At 33.9% G+C, this 16,330-nt stretch carries 18 protein-coding genes; 9 read left to right on the plus strand and 9 right to left on the minus strand.

Annotated features, from left to right (window positions below):
* Window positions 1–201: 201 nt before the first annotated feature.
* The 8 genes from P7122_RS15140 to P7122_RS15175 form a co-directional block, all read right to left on the minus strand.
* A complete protein-coding gene (locus P7122_RS15140; RefSeq protein WP_278006644.1) occupies window positions 202–708 on the minus strand; it encodes a hypothetical protein in 507 nt (168 codons plus the stop codon).
* A gap of 146 nt (window positions 709–854) precedes the next feature.
* On the minus strand, window positions 855–1,031 hold the full coding sequence (locus P7122_RS15145) for a hypothetical protein (RefSeq protein ID WP_278006645.1): 177 nt from the start codon (window positions 1,029–1,031) through the stop codon (window positions 855–857).
* Window positions 1,032–1,035: 4 nt separating this feature from the next.
* Window positions 1,036–1,692: a hypothetical protein gene (locus P7122_RS15150; protein ID WP_278006646.1), complete on the minus strand. Its 657-nt coding sequence runs from the start codon at window positions 1,690–1,692 to the stop codon at window positions 1,036–1,038.
* Between the two features lie 167 nt (window positions 1,693–1,859).
* Window positions 1,860–2,183 carry an HNH endonuclease gene (locus tag P7122_RS15155; RefSeq protein ID WP_278006647.1) on the minus strand — a complete coding sequence of 108 codons (324 nt, stop codon included), beginning with the start codon at window positions 2,181–2,183 and terminating at the stop codon, window positions 1,860–1,862.
* A 5-nt stretch (window positions 2,184–2,188) separates the two neighbouring features.
* The gene (locus P7122_RS15160) at window positions 2,189–2,698 is read right to left on the minus strand and encodes a hypothetical protein (RefSeq protein WP_278006648.1); all 510 of its coding nucleotides are present in this window, start codon (window positions 2,696–2,698) and stop codon (window positions 2,189–2,191) included.
* A 156-nt stretch (window positions 2,699–2,854) separates the two neighbouring features.
* Window positions 2,855–3,337, minus strand: coding sequence for a hypothetical protein (locus P7122_RS15165; protein ID WP_278006649.1), 483 nt, complete (start codon window positions 3,335–3,337; stop codon window positions 2,855–2,857).
* A 150-nt stretch (window positions 3,338–3,487) separates the two neighbouring features.
* A complete protein-coding gene (locus P7122_RS15170) occupies window positions 3,488–3,970 on the minus strand; it encodes a hypothetical protein (protein ID WP_278006650.1) in 483 nt (160 codons plus the stop codon).
* Between the two features lie 147 nt (window positions 3,971–4,117).
* Window positions 4,118–4,702 (minus strand): hypothetical protein, encoded by a 585-nt coding sequence (locus P7122_RS15175; protein ID WP_278006651.1) that lies wholly within the window; start codon window positions 4,700–4,702, stop codon window positions 4,118–4,120.
* 657 nt (window positions 4,703–5,359) lie between these two features.
* Here P7122_RS15175 and clpB point away from each other — a divergent pair.
* Together clpB and P7122_RS15185 are read left to right on the plus strand one after the other, a co-directional pair.
* Window positions 5,360–7,966 (plus strand): ATP-dependent chaperone ClpB, encoded by a 2,607-nt coding sequence (gene clpB, locus P7122_RS15180; RefSeq protein ID WP_278006652.1) that lies wholly within the window; start codon window positions 5,360–5,362, stop codon window positions 7,964–7,966.
* Window positions 7,967–8,169: 203 nt separating this feature from the next.
* Window positions 8,170–9,033, plus strand: a complete 864-nt coding sequence (locus P7122_RS15185) for a TraB/GumN family protein (protein ID WP_278006653.1) — start codon at window positions 8,170–8,172, stop codon at window positions 9,031–9,033.
* A 51-nt stretch (window positions 9,034–9,084) separates the two neighbouring features.
* On the opposite strand, the gene P7122_RS15190 is transcribed toward P7122_RS15185, so the two are convergent.
* Complete coding sequence (locus P7122_RS15190) at window positions 9,085–9,705, minus strand: OmpW/AlkL family protein (protein WP_278006654.1); 621 nt, start codon at window positions 9,703–9,705, stop codon at window positions 9,085–9,087.
* A 333-nt stretch (window positions 9,706–10,038) separates the two neighbouring features.
* On the opposite strand from P7122_RS15190, the gene deoC reads away from it, so the two are divergent.
* The 7 genes from deoC to P7122_RS15225 all read left to right on the plus strand — a co-directional run bounded on the left by deoC (window position 10,039) and on the right by P7122_RS15225 (window position 16,320).
* Entirely contained in the window at window positions 10,039–10,701 is a 663-nt protein-coding gene (gene deoC, locus P7122_RS15195; protein WP_278006655.1) for a deoxyribose-phosphate aldolase, read from the plus strand.
* 28 nt (window positions 10,702–10,729) lie between these two features.
* Window positions 10,730–11,428: a purine-nucleoside phosphorylase gene (gene deoD, locus P7122_RS15200; protein ID WP_278006656.1), complete on the plus strand. Its 699-nt coding sequence runs from the start codon at window positions 10,730–10,732 to the stop codon at window positions 11,426–11,428.
* A gap of 76 nt (window positions 11,429–11,504) precedes the next feature.
* Window positions 11,505–12,017: a phosphoglycerate mutase family protein gene (locus P7122_RS15205; protein ID WP_278006657.1), complete on the plus strand. Its 513-nt coding sequence runs from the start codon at window positions 11,505–11,507 to the stop codon at window positions 12,015–12,017.
* Window positions 12,018–12,161: 144 nt separating this feature from the next.
* Entirely contained in the window at window positions 12,162–12,908 is a 747-nt protein-coding gene (locus P7122_RS15210; protein WP_278006658.1) for an SDR family NAD(P)-dependent oxidoreductase, read from the plus strand.
* A gap of 10 nt (window positions 12,909–12,918) precedes the next feature.
* A complete protein-coding gene (locus tag P7122_RS15215; RefSeq protein ID WP_278006659.1) occupies window positions 12,919–13,746 on the plus strand; it encodes an SMP-30/gluconolactonase/LRE family protein in 828 nt (275 codons plus the stop codon).
* A gap of 2 nt (window positions 13,747–13,748) precedes the next feature.
* Window positions 13,749–14,984: a glycosyltransferase family 2 protein gene (locus tag P7122_RS15220; protein WP_278006660.1), complete on the plus strand. Its 1,236-nt coding sequence runs from the start codon at window positions 13,749–13,751 to the stop codon at window positions 14,982–14,984.
* A 49-nt stretch (window positions 14,985–15,033) separates the two neighbouring features.
* Window positions 15,034–16,320: an ATP-binding protein gene (locus P7122_RS15225; RefSeq protein ID WP_278006661.1), complete on the plus strand. Its 1,287-nt coding sequence runs from the start codon at window positions 15,034–15,036 to the stop codon at window positions 16,318–16,320.
* Window positions 16,321–16,330 lie beyond the last annotated feature (10 nt).

The raw sequence follows: 16,330 nt of genomic DNA on the forward strand, positions 1-16,330 counted from the left end.
CTGAATACCGTCTGATTACTTTGTCGTTTTTATACATAATGTTTAAAATTATGTAGCCTTTATTCAGGACGGGTCAAAATGTTGTACAACGGTCTCGTATAACCGTCAGTTACGGGTTAATATACGTTAAATTTTCGGTTAAGCACTGACGTTAGCAATTCCGAGTGGATTCGGACGCAGTCGAATCCGCCGTAATTGCGGTTATACATTGTTGGCATTAGTAATTTTTATTCGGTTTTTTGTTTTTCCGTTGTCAGATATTAAAGTCAGTCCATTATTTCCGTCCTTTTCTATACTCCAATGGAATGACTTTATTCCAGTCTCCAAAACTTTGGTTTTATTTTTTAATCGGTCGTAATAAATCAAGTCATTATTCGCTTTAGTATGAACTCCGCTTTTAATCGGATTTGAATTCCATTTTTGAAGATAAACTCCGTTTTCTGTTCTAAAAAACCAGTCTCCGTAAAACTCCTTTCCGAACGCATTTTTTGGTTCCGTTTTGATGTGAATAAAAGCAGGTCCAAATCTTAATTCACCAGCATATTTACTCAATATCTTTAATTCCGAAAATGAAGTCAATTTAGACCATTCATTTTTTTCGTCAGCATACGAGTCAAATTCCTCATTTTTGTCAATCCGCTTTTTTTGTAATAGAAGGACAAGGACTAAAATTCCAAGGATTATATATAAAATTGTCGATGTTTCCATTATTAATGCCAACGTGTTTGTATATGGTTTGTTGCGTGTTTTAAGCACATAATTTAGTAAATACAAACCGAATAGAAAATCCGCGAGGATTTTCGTAAGTAGGCTAGAACTAGCAATAAATTATATACGTTGTTGCCAGTAGTTTTTTAATTTTCAAGTTTTAAATCAGAAACTTTGTATGTTTCCATTGCTTGTCCTAATCTGTCAAAATCTCCGTAGCCACAAACTGCAAATCCGTTCTTAATTTCAAATACCATCATTATTCCCTTTTCATTATCAATATCCGAGTCTTTGTGTCTTACTCGACTTCCTTTTTGTATCATAATTCTATGCTCTAATTCTTGTTATAAAATCTTGAACTCCTGAAATCAGAAGTTTTACTTGTTCGGATTCATATTCATCATAATTTCCGTGTGCAGCATTATTCCGCAAATCTAACCAAGCTGTCACGTTTTTTTGGTCAAGTAATTCATAAGCTCCAGCTTTAGTTAAATCAGCATTTAATTTATTCGCTTTTATTGGTCTTCCGTTATTCTCAAATGGAACAGAAGCTTTATCAGCAACTTTTCTTAAATGACTTTCCAATGTTGAACCAGCAATTACAGCTGCTGCATTTTTATATCCATTATCATTTAGATATTTTGCCATTTCTAAAAAATCAGAAAAAACCTCGGAATGAACAATTTCTGCTAAATTTTGAAGGTAACCTAATTCTAAATCTTCTTTTAAGGCTTTCACAACACCAATTACTGATGAAGTATGCAAATGTAAATGAGGTTGCTTTTGAATTATTCTTTCAATTTCTAAACTGTAAGTTGAATTATTTCCAGAAATTCGATGAACCGAAGCAATTCCTCTTGTAACTAAACTTTGTCTGTCAGCTTTTGGTAAATCACTTAAATCGTTGTGTTGAGATTTGCGTCCCATCTCGTCAAACTTTTCAATAATGGCATCTAATTGTTTTTTAAAAAGTTCTTTATTCATTTATTATCTCTGTTTTTTTAAATTACTGGCAACGTTCTCGTATAAGATTAGTTGCGTGGTTTAAACAACTAATTTAGCAAATAAAAACCGAATAGAAAATCCGCGAGGATTTTCGTAAGTAGGCTATTACCAAGCAATTAATTTTATACATTGTTGTGCATAGTTTTTTATTTCAGTTCAGGTTTATTTTTAATTGCTTCTTTAACAACCAAAGCAACTGTATCTTTTGTAATTCCTTTGTTTTTACAATATTTACTTTCAAGCCATACTTCTAATAACTTAGCACCTTTACTTGCATTACAAGACATACAACAAAGCGCAATATTGTCAACTCCATTTATTCTAATGTCATTAACTATATGTTCCCACGATTGTTTTGTTTTTCTAGATTTGTCGTCTTTCGTAAAAGTGATTCCACAATACACGCAAGATTTATCTCTTGATAACACAAAGTTTTCCACTTCAATTGGAATTCCCCATTTATTAGCCATATTTATTATTCATAAAGACTATTTATTAACTTCTTCCATTTCTCAGAAGCAAATAATATTCTTCTATTTGTCAAAACATTAGATATTCTTTGAGCTAACAGTCCGCCATAAACCATAAGCTCTTGTATATTCATACTACTTTGAATGTGTTGGTTACATCTTGCTGAGTAAAGTCCAATATTTTCAATTGAACTACTTTTTTCAGGCATTTGATTTTGTGAAAGTAAATGTCCCCATTCATATTTTATATAATCAATATTCCAATCTGAAGGTCTATTCCAACAAAGAGGTAATTCAGTTCCTTCTACGTGAAAAAAAGGTCTATGCTCTTGTGCCTCAAAAAGTAGAATTACTATTTCTCTTAAAATTTCTCTTTTCTGTTGGTCAAATCTGATATTTGAAAAATCATTACGAATATGATTAATGATTGATTTAACTAATCGTTCAGATTCTAAATCCGTTTCGTAAGCTTGAGGATTCTTATTTATTATTCTTCTATGTTCAATTAGTTTCATCGGTCAAATTATGCACAACGGTTTTGGCTATGGTTTCGTTGCGTGAAAATCCGCGAGGATTTTCCGCCGTAAACCGAAGATAGCAAATTTGCGAGGACTTTCCGAAAGGAAAGTCAGAAGCAATGAACTATAGCCGTTGTTGTGCATAGTGTTTTTTTATTCAGTTCGTTTGTAATTCAGTCCAGTTTTTATTCCGCTTATTGCTAGCAGAATTATTAAAATCAGTTGGATTATTAATAAAACGAAATAAGCATTATTCCATCCATTTCCAGCATTTTCCACAATTCCGCCACTCAAAGGTGGATATTCGGTTGAGCCAGGAATTTCTCGGATAGAATTAACCAATGAGATTAGAAATGTGAAAATTAATATCAGGCTTATGTCCGAAATCATAAAAATCAGATTTGCGGTCAAGTTTTTAAAATTCCGCCGTAACATTCGGGTTAGGTAAACACCAAAGAAAGTCAGCGATGCAATCAGAACAATCAGATGAATATTTGCAATTACATAATAAGTATCGTGAACATTTATGTCAGTAACTGCGTCAGATTTTAGTCCGTCAATTCCAAAAAGTCCGATTATTAAAATCAGAAGGAAAGTTATTGTTCCAATTAGCCAAAATGTTTCTTTTTTTCTCAAATTTTAATTCGGATTTCGTTTTTCGGACATTATGCACAACGGTCTCGTATAACCGTCAGTTACGGGTTAATATGCGTTAATTTTCGGTTAAGAACTGGCGTTAGCAATTCCGAGTGGATTCGGACGTAGTCGAATCCGCCGTAATTGCGGTTATACATTGTTGTAAACAGTTATTTTTTCAGTGATGTATTTTTCAATCCGTTCTTTGTCCGCTTTATTTTTTAAAATTAATAATTCATTGTTTTTATGTGTCCGATAATTCATTAAGAACTTCGTTTTTCCACTCCGAGTTAACTCAGTATATTGAAATCGATTTGGGTCAAATTTATCACATATCAATTCCGTTTTTTGAGTTCGGTCGAGTATTTTTTTCAGTCGAGTTAATTTTCCACTTTTCTCATCAATTTTTAGTTCCGAATAATAAATCCACGAAGCAAATCGGTAAAAAGTATAACAGATTAATGTCAGAATTGCGATAAAAAGTCCCACAAACCAACCAAAAAATAGAATCAGGAAAATGAAAGAAGCAGAAGTAAAAATCATCAATTCTTTCCATTTAAAAGGAATTCTGTCACTCAACGTGTGAATGTTTCCATTTTTAGAAATTCTAAAGTAATCTTCGCGTTTGTTCATAATTGTTTACAACGGTCTCGTATAACCGTCAGTTACGGGATTAAAGTTAATTATTTTCGGTTAAGCACTGACGTTAGCAATTCCGAGTGGATTCGGACGTAGTCGAATCCGCCGTAATTGCGGTTATACATTGTTGTAAACAGTTTTTTATCCGTCATAACCGAACCATTCATTCAAGCATTTAACTTTGTCTGTCTCAATTTCTTTAAACTTATTTTCGTTTAAATCAATAACCCAAGTTTTTAATATTTTATCGAAATATTCAACTTCATCATTTTCAACAAGGCTAAATATTATTTTTTCATCAGGATTTTCAATTAACTCACAATGAGTTAAGGCAATATATTGGTCGGAATTTTCAAATGTCAAACTCACTTCATCAAGAATTGAATAATTGGGTTTAGGTGATGAGTTTTTTATTATTTTTTCTAGAATTAAGACTTTTAAACTGTCCTTTTGAATATAAACCAAAGCTTTGTCAGAATTACCTAAAACTTGTCCGCTGATTTTTTTAAATCCGTTATACTTTTCCAATTCTGTAATATCCCGAAAAATCGCATTTTCAGAATTCGTTTTTGAGATTGAATTGTTGTCAGATTTTGGTTCCGCTTCTGAATTATTTTTACCAAGTTCAATTTTTGAGTCAGTATTTCTTTCTGATGATTTCTTTTCTTGTTGACAACTTAAAGTCAAAAAAAGAACTAAAATTATTATGCTTTTTGTGGTTTTCATAAATTGTTTACAACTCGTTATATATCAACGAATATAAGGTTTTATTTGTTAAAATCACGGGATAAACCAAGTTTTAAACTTGCTTTATCACATTAGTCAATGTTCATTAATAGCACTAACCAAAATTCGTGTTTTCAAATCAACAAGTCAATACGTAACCATACGTATTTTTTTAAAACTATACCTCTAAAACCTCATCACCCCCCTAATCAACATCAGTTCCTATACAGTACGCCAGCATTTTGTATCAAGAACCTCCACAACCTCAAAACCACAACTCAACCACCACTAACTTAAGGTTCAGCCGTATGTCCTTCGGGTCTCCTTCGGCTCTCCTCCGGGTCTCCTCCGGATCTCCTTCGGGTTAATTCGGGTAAGCAAAGCACAATAACCATGAGCCAACCACAGCAAAAAACAGACAAAAAGTCACTACAAACCCAATAAAACCAGCCATTTTGTCGTTTTTACACCATCAATTACAAATGGTAAGATAATTGCCTATAGCATACCAAACACAACAACAAACAATTAAAAAACAATAAAGATGTCATTAAGAGCAAACAGTACACCGAAGCTATAATCAAGCTAAAAGCAGAAAACCACGCCACAGCTTCCCTCCTACTGCATACTCAAAATAACACTAAAACAGAACACCATATGAACTTTAATAACTATACAATAAAGTCGCAAGAAGCCATACAGCAAGCACAACAGCTCGCTCAAAGCCATAGTCATCAACAAATAGAAAACGAGCACATATTCAAAGCACTCTTCGAGGTTGATAAAAACGTACTACCATTCATCCTCAAAAAACTAAACGTCAATGTCTCATTACTACAACAAATATTAGACAAAGAGCTACAAAGTTTTGCAAAAGTCTCAGGCGCAGACCTCATAATTTCCAGAGAAGCAAGCAAAGCCTTAAACGAAGCCTCAATCATCGCCAAAAAGATGAATGACGATTACGTATCCATAGAACATTTAATCCTGGCTATTTTTAAGTCCAAAAGCAAAATTGCTCAGATTCTAAAAGACCAAGGAGTCACAGAAACCGGACTAAATTCTGCCATTGAAGAATTACGCAAAGGAGATAGAGTAACCTCTCAAAGTCAAGAAGAAACCTATAACTCCTTAAACAAATATGCCAAAAACCTCAACCAGTTAGCCCAAGATGGCAAGCTAGACCCAGTTATTGGTCGAGATGAAGAGATTCGTAGAATACTCCAAATCCTGTCTCGTCGTACCAAAAACAATCCAATCTTGGTTGGCGAGCCTGGCACAGGTAAAACAGCCATTGCCGAAGGCTTAGCACACCGTATCATAGATGGTGACGTACCAGAAAACCTAAAAGACAAACAAATCTTTGCACTAGACATGGGAGCCTTAATCGCTGGCGCAAAATTCAAAGGAGAGTTTGAAGAACGCCTCAAAGCCGTCATCAAAGAAGTCACCACTAGCGAAGGAGACATAGTACTTTTTATAGACGAGATACACACCCTTGTAGGCGCAGGCGGTGGCCAAGGCGCTATGGATGCCGCAAACATCCTTAAACCTGCATTAGCACGTGGAGAACTAAGAGCCATTGGCGCAACCACTCTAGATGAATACCAAAAGTACTTTGAGCAAGACAAAGCGCTAGAACGTCGTTTCCAAAAAGTAACCGTTAATGAGCCAGACACAGAGAGTGCCATTTCCATCCTTCGTGGTATAAAAGAGAAGTACGAAACACACCACAAAGTACGTATCAAAGACGAAGCCATAATTGGCGCAGTAGAGTTATCTAACAGATACATCACAAACCGTTTTTTACCAGACAAGGCAATAGACTTAATGGATGAAGCAGCATCTAAATTACGAATGGAAATCAACTCTAAACCCGAAGAGCTAGATGTATTAGACCGTAAAATTATGCAGCTCGAAATAGAACACGAAGCCATTAAACGCGAGAAGGATGAAACCAAATTAAAGTCCCTAAAGGCAGAATTAGCTAACCTTAAAGAAGAACGAAACGAGCTTAATGCAAAGTGGAAATCTGAAAAAGAAACAGTTGAAAACGTTCAAAATATCAAGCAAGAAATAGAAAACTATAAGCTTGAAGCAGAACGTGCAGAGCGCGAAGGTGATTACGGCAAAGTAGCAGAGCTTAGATATGGTAAAATTAAAGAAGCAACAGAAAAGCTAGAAGCCTACCAAGAGCAACTCGCAGAACAGCAAGAAACAGCATTAATTAAAGAAGAAGTAACCTATGAAGATGTAGCCGATGTTGTAGCAAAATGGACAGGCATTCCAGTCACCAAAATGATACAAAGCGAGAGAGAAAAGCTACTTAAGCTAGAAGACGAATTGCACAAGCGTGTTGTAGGCCAAGAAGAAGCTATAGAAGCGGTAAGCGATGCAGTACGTAGATCTAGAGCTGGTTTGCAAAATCCCAACAGACCCATAGGATCGTTCCTATTCTTAGGTACAACAGGTGTAGGTAAAACAGAACTTGCAAAAGCGTTAGCAGAATACCTCTTCGATGACGAAAATGCAATGACACGTATCGATATGAGCGAATATCAAGAACGCCACGCAGTAAGCAGATTGGTAGGTGCACCTCCAGGATACGTAGGTTATGATGAAGGCGGTCAACTAACCGAAGCCGTAAGACGCAAACCGTATTCTGTTGTATTGCTAGATGAAATTGAAAAAGCGCACCCAGACACCTTCAATATATTATTACAAGTATTAGATGAAGGCCGTCTAACCGACAACAAAGGTCGTATTGCAGATTTCAAAAACACCATTATCATCATGACCTCAAACATGGGAAGCCATATTATCCAAGAGCGTTTTGAAGCTACAAAAGATATAGAATCTGCCATGGAAGCCGCAAAAGTAGATGTGCTAGGTATATTAAAGCAAAGTGTAAGACCTGAGTTTTTAAACCGTATAGACGATACCATAATGTTTACCCCTTTAACCAAAGAGAATATTATTGAAATTGTAGACTTGCAGCTCAAAGGCCTCACTAAGATGATTGCACAACAAGGCATTACTTTTGACGCCACACCAGAAGCAAAAGCCTATTTGGCAGACAAAGGTTACAATCCAGAGTATGGTGCAAGGCCTGTAAAACGAGTAATACAAAAAGAAGTACTAAATCAGTTGAGTAAAGAAATCTTAGCAGGTAGAGTAACCACAGACAGTATTATTCTTTTAGATGAGTTTGATAACAAACTGGTTTTTAGAAACCAAGGAAACATAGTTGTAGAAGAATTATAAACAGACTGTAACAATACAGTCCGTAAAGAGTCTTTATAATGATTGGTTGGTCCTGCTATATTAGCAGGCAGGTAAAGCAACACTGAAGTAAATTCGAAAAGCTATCGAACTACAGACGTGTTGCTTGCTTTTTTTGTAACAAATAACTTCTTCAAACTACTAACAGTTATATTTATAAGCATTTACTAAACAAATCTTCTTACATGAAACGCATTTTATCATTACTTGTTGTAGCAGCTCTTTCAATATTTTCAACAACAGCTCAAAATCTAGAAAACTCTACACTATGGAAAATTGAAGGAAACGGATTAGAAAAACCATCATATCTTTTCGGTACTATTCATATCACATGCAATGCCACACTAGAAGACGATGTAAAAAAAGCTCTGGATGAAACCACTCAAATTGTAATGGAATTAGACATGGATGATCCAAGTATGCAAATGAAGATGATGAAAAGCATATACTTTAAAGATGGAAAAACACTAAAAGATTTTGTTTCAGAAGAAGACTACAAATCAATTGATTCTTTATTTATAAATAATATGGGAATGCCTGTAAAGATGCTAGAAAAGGTTAAGCCTTTCTTTCTTAGTTCTATGTTTTTCCCAAAAATGTTAGACTGTCCTATGCAGTCTTTCGAGTTAGAACTAACAAAAATTGCAAAAGAGCAAGAAGAAGAAATCTATGGTCTAGAAACCCTTGAAGAGCAAATACAGGTTTTTGATGATATACCTTTAGAAGACCAGTATGCAGATTTAGTGCGTATGGCTAAGGACAATCTAGAATACGACAAAGAAACTTTTTCAAAAATGCTAAAACTTTATGAGGAAGAAAACATTACAGCTATTCTAGATATGATGGACGATGACACCAATAAAACAGTTTCAGAGCATCAAGATGTGTTGCTAAAGCAAAGAAATGAAAACTGGATTTCTAAAATTGAAGAATACGCAAAAGATCAACCAACCTTCTTTGGTGTTGGTGCTGGCCATTTGCCTGGTAAAAACGGAGTTATTCAACTTCTTAGAAATGCAGGATACACAGTTGAAGCTGTACTTAACTAAGTAAAAAAAAGAGCCTTTTAAGGCTCTTTTTTTATTGGATAACTGTCTAGATTAAAACTTCAGACCAACACCAAGACCAACTATTAATGGATCTATGCTAACCTCTGATGTGTCTGGATCTCCATTAACAGTAACATCTGTCTTAAGAAATAATTGCTTTATATCTAAGTTTAAAAACCATTTGTCGTTAAGGGTATAGTCTAAACCTGCTTGCAAAGAAAACCCGAATGCATTATCATATTCAATATCATCTAAATCTCCCTCGTCAACACCATAAAATATAGTATAGTTAACACCTGCGCCTACATAAGGTTTAAAATTACTAGCATAAAAATGGTATTGCAGATTCAGCGTTGGTGGTAATAACCAAACATGGCCCAAATCTAATGCTCCTACTCCATCAACATCTAAATCCACATCATGTTTTGTAGTACCCAAAATTAGTTCTGCTGCCCAATTCTTGTTAAAAAAATAAGTAAAGTCCAACTCAGGAACAAAAGCTGTACTTAAATCTACATCTGCGCCATCTATATCATCTCCTGGAGAAGGTATTACAGAAATTAATCTTAAACGTGCTTGCCACTTATTATAATCATTGGCAGCATCTGTATCTTGTGCATTTAGACTAAAAGTTAACCCTATTAATAATGCGAATAATAATAAATTTTTCATGTTAAAGTATTTAAATTTCTCACAAAAATAGATGCTTAAAAAGCCTTAAATACTAACAATTATCATGTACTATTAAAAATAGAAAACGTAACCAACCCTTACTATTTAGAAATAAAAAGCTATATTTCAAACAATTAACACCAAAAAAGGCTCTTTTCGACGAAATGCGCAATTAATTTTTACACAAGCAATGCATTTTAACGGATTTATTATTAATTTTGTCGAGCTATTTAATTCCAACCATACTTAAGAAACGATTAATCTTGTTATAGTTTTTCCCTCAAAAATGGGAATTACTATAGGCAAATATTTTATTAACCTACTTATAAAAACATGGAATTGAACAAATATATAGATCACACCTTACTAAGCTCATCAGCTACAGAAACCGACATTTTAAAGCTATGCGAAGAAGCTCTAAAACATAATTTTTACTCTGTTTGTGTAAACAGTTGTTATGTTCCTATCGCCAAACAAGCCTTAGGTCGTTCTGAGGTAAAGGTCTGTACTGTTGTTGGTTTTCCTCTAGGTGCTATGTCTACGGAAGCTAAAATTTTTGAAGCCAAAAAAGCAATAGAGCAAGGTGCTTCTGAAATAGATATGGTAATGAATATTGGTCGTCTTAAAAGCAAAAATTATGTTGCTGTACTTAAAGACATCAGTGATGTTAAACGTGCTATTGGTCTAACACCTCTTAAAGTTATTTTAGAAATAAGCGAACTTTCTAAAAATGAAATTGTAAAAGCATGCGAAATCTGTATTGATGCTAAAGCAGATTTTATAAAAACATCTACAGGTTTTTCTAAAAGCGGCGCTACGCTTACTGCTGTAAAAATCATGAAAAAAACCGTAAAAGATCAATTAAAAATTAAAGCTTCTGGAGGTATTAGAGATGCAGAAACTGCTCTAAAATACATAGAAGTTGGTGTGCACAGAATAGGTGCTTCTTCTGGTGTTGCTATGATGACAAATCTAACTTCAAATTCGGCTTACTAATTTAAAGCGCTTTGCTTAACTTTACAGCATGAGTGTACATATTGGCGCCAAAAAAGGCGATATAGCAGAGACTATTTTATTACCTGGAGATCCTCTTAGAGCTAAGTGGATAGCTGAAACTTTTTTTGAAAATCCCGTTTGTTTTAACGAAGTAAGAGGCATGTATGGCTATACAGGTACTTATCAAGGCAAACGCATATCTACAATGGGTTCTGGCATGGGAATACCTAGTATTTCTATCTATGCCAATGAACTTATAAAAGACTTTGGTGTAAAAAACCTTATAAGAGTTGGTAGTGCTGGTTCGTATCAAAAACACGTTAAAATTAGAGATGTTGTATTAGCCATGGCTGCATCATCTACATCTGGTGTTAACGAGTTGCGTTTTGGAGGTGCAGACTACGCTCCTACCGCAGATTTTGGTTTGTTCTTAAAAGCAGTAAAAGCTGCCGAAGCTAAGAATATTCCCTTCCATGCTGGCAATGTTTTGTCTTCAGATGAATTTTATGAAGACAATATAGAGGCCTATAAAAAATGGTCTAAGTTTGGTGTACTTTGTGTAGAGATGGAAGCTGCAGGACTTTACACTGTTGCTGCTAAGCACAATGCAAATGCGCTTGCTATTCTTACCATTTCAGATTCTTTAGTTACAGGAGAAAAAACCACAAGTAAAGAACGAGAGACCACATTTAAGCAAATGATTGAAATTGCACTAGACCTGGCATAGATTTAACATTTTACCCAAGGCAAAAACAATATTAAATCATTAATTTTAAGCAATTTAACATCAATCAACTTAAAAAATGAAGTCATTAGTTCTTTCACTACTATTATTAGTCTCGGTTAATATTTTTGCTCAAGAAACCCAAAACAATATTCCAGAAACAACAACGTATTATCTCATAAGACACGCTGAAAAAGATAAGTCTGACAAAGCAGATAAAAATCCACATCTAACCGAAGCTGGTAAAAAGCGTGCAGAAAAATGGGCTAGTGTTTTTGAAGAGATTAAATTCGATATCGTCTACTCTACCAATTACAACAGAACAATTGAAACAGCACAACCCACAGCCAAGGCCAATGATCTAGAGATTACTTTGTATGACCCTAGAAATCTAAATTCTGAAGATTTTACAAAAGAAGCCTATGGAAAAACTGTATTAATTGTTGGGCACAGCAACACAACACCAATGCTAGCAAATGCTTTACTGAATGACAAAAAATACAATCAAATAGACGAAAGCAATAATGCCAACCTCTACATTGTAACAATAACAAGCAACAGCAAGAGTTCTACACTTCTTAAAATTGAATAAAAAACTTTCGTTTCTTAAACCCATATTTTTGCATTTTACCTATTTACCGTAAATAGTATCAATACACAGATAAAAAAATTAATTTCTAAAAATAAATAACTAGTTTTGAGAACATTAATTATAAAAGATTGATTTAAACTATTTATGAAAACTGTAATGTTGTTAGGTGGCACCAAAGGTGTTGGAAAAGAAATACTTAAGGCCAGCTTAAAAAAAGGATATAATGTAGCTTTTTGTAGTAGAAACACAGAAGAAGGTAAAGAAATTATAGAATCCTCTAACAACAAAGATCAGTTATATTTTCATAAAATTGATCTTAATTCTATTGAAGGAATAGAAGATTACTACAAAGAAACCATAAAACGTTTCAAAAAAATTGATGCATTAATTATATATGCTGGTATTACACCTGTGGCTTCATTAATAGATACAGACGAAGACACTTATGATAAAGTGTTTAACGTTAATCTTAAGGCACCCTATTTTTTATTAAAACATGTTTTAAGATCTATGATAGAAAATAATGGAGGCTCTGTTGTTTTCTTTGGTTCTGCACACATGGATTATGGGCAGGAAGACCGTACAGCATATGCATTAACCAAAGGAACATTATATACACTCTCTACTCATATTGCTCATCATTATGCCAAACATGGTATCAGATCTAATTATCTGGTAATGGGATGGACAAGTACAGAAGGTGAACTTCAACTTCGTAAACAAGAAGGTATAAGCGAAGAACAATTAAAAAACGACGCTGGAAACATAATACCTATGGGACGTATGCTTACACCTAACGATCCTGTACCAGCCGTTATGTATTTTATTTCAGACGATTCTGCAATGACAACAGGATCTATCATTAGAATAACTGGAGGAGAGTATATTTAAGAAACATGTAATGACAAAAAACTTAATTTACTTTTCTCAATCTGCAGAACTTTTTGAAGGTCCTATTTTCGATTTTAAACATCAGCTATTATATTTTGTTTCAATCCTAGATGGATTGGTATATTGTTATAATCCTAATACTAAAGAAATTTTAAGTATAAAGTTAGATTCACCTTCAAGCAACGTTTATGTTGTATCTAAAAAAGTTGTTCTGGTTGCTTCAAAAAATGGATTTTACGAAATAGATTTTAATACCCTAAAATCTACTTTCAAATTTCAGATAGATATAGCTAAAAATGCACGCTATAATGATGGTATAGAAGACTCCTCAGGAAGATATATTATTGGCACAATGGGATATCCTGAAGTCATTAACGGAATAGGAAATGTGTATTCTTACCATAATGGTGCATCTAAAGTGATTATTGAAAACACTACTATTTCTAACGGATTAGCATTTTCTGACGATAATAAAACGCTTTATTTTATTGACACACCAACAAAGAAAGTTGCCAAGTACAACTATAACATTGAAACAGGTAATGTTGAGTTTATTGATTATGTCATAGAATTTAATGGAGATGGCAGTCCGGACGGAATGTGCATAGACAAAAACGGTATGCTATGGATTGCAGAATGGGGAGGAGCTTGTGTTTCGCAATGGAATCCTTCAACTGGAAAAAAAATTAATGAAATTTCCCTTCCATTTATAAATGTAACATCTTGTTGTTTTGATGATAAAGCAAACTTATACATCACAACAGCGAAAAATGATAAAGTTAATGGCTATGAAAAAGGTAGTGGGTTATTTTATGTAGAAATAAATCAAGATATATAAGTATGAGCTCTATAAAAATTAGTGTTATTGTTCCTATTTATCGTATAGAAAAATACTTAGCACAATGTATTGAAAGTCTGTTAGAACAATCGTTTAAAGACTTTGAATTAATATTGGTAGACGATGGCAGTCCCGACAATTGCCCTCAAATTTGTGATGATTATGCAAAGAATGATAACCGAATCAAAGTAATTCATAAACCAAACGGAGGTTTATTATCAGCCAGAAAGGCTGGATTAGAAGCCGCGTCAGGCACACACATAGCGTACGTTGATGGAGATGATTGGGTAGATCATTTTTATTTAGACACACTGTACAAACTTGCCATAGCCAATGATGCAGATTTAGCTGTTACTGGTCATTTTAGAGAATTTGATGGTAAAATTGAAACCGTAAAACCAAAAAATCCTGGGTTTTATGATGAAACTAAAATTAAATCTGAGATTTTACCAAAAGCCATATATAATGGCGAGTTCTGCGAACACGGAATGTCTACTTATGTTTGGAATAAGCTCTTTAAAAAAGAACTTTTAGAAAAAGTACTTTACGATGTACCAAACGATGTTGTAATGGGAGAAGATGCTGCTATTGTATATTCTTACTTAGCTTTTACAAAACGATTAGCCATAAGTAAAATTCCTCTGTATTATTACAGACAACGACACGATTCGATTGTAAAATCTGTTGAAAACCCAAAGACAGAATACTACAGACTTGGACTTTTAATGAATTTCCTTAAAACTAAATTAAGCAATGTTTTAGATGAGGAAAATCTAGATACACAAATCACATTCTATCTCTATTCGCAAATCTTAGTAAGGTCTGGTGGACTCATATACAATGAGAAAAACGACACCTGGTTTAATCCTTTTTTAAAAGCAGAAAAAGACTCTAAAGTTGTAGTATATAGCTCTGGGTCCTTTGGCCAGCATATACTTTCTACCAATCTTAAAACAGATTATTTCAAAATCGTAAAATGGATAGATGTAGATTATCACGATTTAAAAATTGGTAAAAACACTGTCAATCCTATCAGTAGTATTTACAACGATGAGTTTGATTATCTAATAATAGCAACCATTAACCCTTCAACTCACAAATCTTTAAAAGAAGAATTAGAATTAATGGGTATTAACCAATCTAAAATCGTTAAAACCAATACAGACGAAGCAAAAATCAATAGCCTACTAACAGACATAGGCTTTGATGAAAATTTTATATTTAATCAAAATAACTAATAATAATTCCCTAACACTAAAAGTTAATAATCTATAAAAATCAACAACAATGAAAAAAATAATTATTCTTGGTGGCAACCCAGAAACAGGTGTTTTAGTAGAATTTGCTAATAACATGGGACTACATACTATTGTAATAGACCCAAACCCAGATGCACCTGCTAAAAAATTTGCTGCCGAAACTTACGACATAGATGGTTTTAACATTGATGGCATTGTAAAGATTGCTCAAGAACAAAATGTTGATGCTGTACTTGTTGGTGTTGCTGATATATTAGTTAAACCTTACAAAGAAATTTGCGATAGACTTGGCTTACCTTGCTATGCTACAGATGGTACAATTGAAGCTTTTTGCAGCAAAGATGGTTACAAACGCTATTGTGAAAAATATGATGTACTAGACATACCTGGAATTTATCTTAAAAAAGACGAACCAATAAGAAAGCCAAAAAACGTAGAACTACCACTAATGGTAAAACCAGTAGATAGTGGCGGAGGTGTTGGTATGAAAATATGTAGGGACGAAGAAGATTATAACGAAACTGTAAAAAATGTTCTTAAATTCTCTAAAAAGGGTGTTGTACTCGTAGAAAAATATATGGATTCTAGTTGCCATGATATGGCTGCATACTATACTTTTAAGGATGGTGTCCCTTATTTATCTGCAGTGTACGATAGAACTTTAACAAGATTGCAAGGCAACTCAAGCCCTATAGGTTTAGCGACATTATACCCTTCTAAATTAGCTAAAGAATTTGTAGAAACTGTACACCCAAAGTTGAGTGAGTTATTTAAAGCTACGGGAGTTAAAAATGGTGTTTTAAACGTTCAGTTTTTTGTTGAAAATGGTATATTCTACAGTTACGATCCTGGATTTAGATTACAAGGAGAAGCGCCTCACATTCATTTAGCACATATCAATGGTTTTGACCATAGAAATATGCTTTTAAATTTTGCTTTAACAGGTGTTTTTGGTGATGATAATTTTGCAGAACAAAACGATTACATGCTACGTGGCAAAAAAGCATGTTCTATTTGGGTACTTTTAAAAGCTGGTAAAATCACATCAATAAAAGGCTTAGAAGAACTTAAGAATCATAAGAATGTAATTTTTGTTGTAGAGCGATTTAAAGAAGGTGACGAAGTATTACCTGCTATGATTGGTACAGAAAGACAAGTTTTGTACAGAATATATACAGTTTCAGACTCAGTTGCAGAAACTAACCAAACCATTTTAGACATTCAAAACATATTAGATATCCGAGACGAAAACGGTGAAGATATGGTATTAGAATGGACAGATTTATGGAATACAGATGAGTATAGTCATCATTAACTATAAAATC

Source organism: Winogradskyella marincola, from assembly GCF_029624125.1.
GTDB lineage: Bacteria > Bacteroidota > Bacteroidia > Flavobacteriales > Flavobacteriaceae > Winogradskyella > Winogradskyella marincola.

Bases quoted from the DNA above. Each gene is read 5' to 3' on its own strand.
- P7122_RS15140 (WP_278006644.1), bottom strand. From the start codon at position 708: ATGGAAACATCGACAATTTTATATATAATCCTTGGAATTTTAGTCCTT.
- P7122_RS15145 (WP_278006645.1), bottom strand. From the start codon at position 1,031: ATGATACAAAAAGGAAGTCGAGTAAGACACAAAGACTCGGATATTGAT.
- P7122_RS15150 (WP_278006646.1), bottom strand. From the start codon at position 1,692: ATGAATAAAGAACTTTTTAAAAAACAATTAGATGCCATTATTGAAAAG.
- P7122_RS15155 (WP_278006647.1), bottom strand. From the start codon at position 2,183: ATGGCTAATAAATGGGGAATTCCAATTGAAGTGGAAAACTTTGTGTTA.
- P7122_RS15160 (WP_278006648.1), bottom strand. From the start codon at position 2,698: ATGAAACTAATTGAACATAGAAGAATAATAAATAAGAATCCTCAAGCT.
- P7122_RS15170 (WP_278006650.1), bottom strand. From the start codon at position 3,970: ATGAACAAACGCGAAGATTACTTTAGAATTTCTAAAAATGGAAACATT.
- P7122_RS15175 (WP_278006651.1), bottom strand. From the start codon at position 4,702: ATGAAAACCACAAAAAGCATAATAATTTTAGTTCTTTTTTTGACTTTA.
- clpB (WP_278006652.1), top strand. From the start codon at position 5,360: ATGAACTTTAATAACTATACAATAAAGTCGCAAGAAGCCATACAGCAA.
- P7122_RS15185 (WP_278006653.1), top strand. From the start codon at position 8,170: ATGAAACGCATTTTATCATTACTTGTTGTAGCAGCTCTTTCAATATTT.
- P7122_RS15190 (WP_278006654.1), bottom strand. From the start codon at position 9,705: ATGAAAAATTTATTATTATTCGCATTATTAATAGGGTTAACTTTTAGT.
- deoC (WP_278006655.1), top strand. From the start codon at position 10,039: ATGGAATTGAACAAATATATAGATCACACCTTACTAAGCTCATCAGCT.
- deoD (WP_278006656.1), top strand. From the start codon at position 10,730: ATGAGTGTACATATTGGCGCCAAAAAAGGCGATATAGCAGAGACTATT.
- P7122_RS15205 (WP_278006657.1), top strand. From the start codon at position 11,505: ATGAAGTCATTAGTTCTTTCACTACTATTATTAGTCTCGGTTAATATT.
- P7122_RS15210 (WP_278006658.1), top strand. From the start codon at position 12,162: ATGAAAACTGTAATGTTGTTAGGTGGCACCAAAGGTGTTGGAAAAGAA.
- P7122_RS15215 (WP_278006659.1), top strand. From the start codon at position 12,919: ATGACAAAAAACTTAATTTACTTTTCTCAATCTGCAGAACTTTTTGAA.
- P7122_RS15220 (WP_278006660.1), top strand. From the start codon at position 13,749: ATGAGCTCTATAAAAATTAGTGTTATTGTTCCTATTTATCGTATAGAA.
- P7122_RS15225 (WP_278006661.1), top strand. From the start codon at position 15,034: ATGAAAAAAATAATTATTCTTGGTGGCAACCCAGAAACAGGTGTTTTA.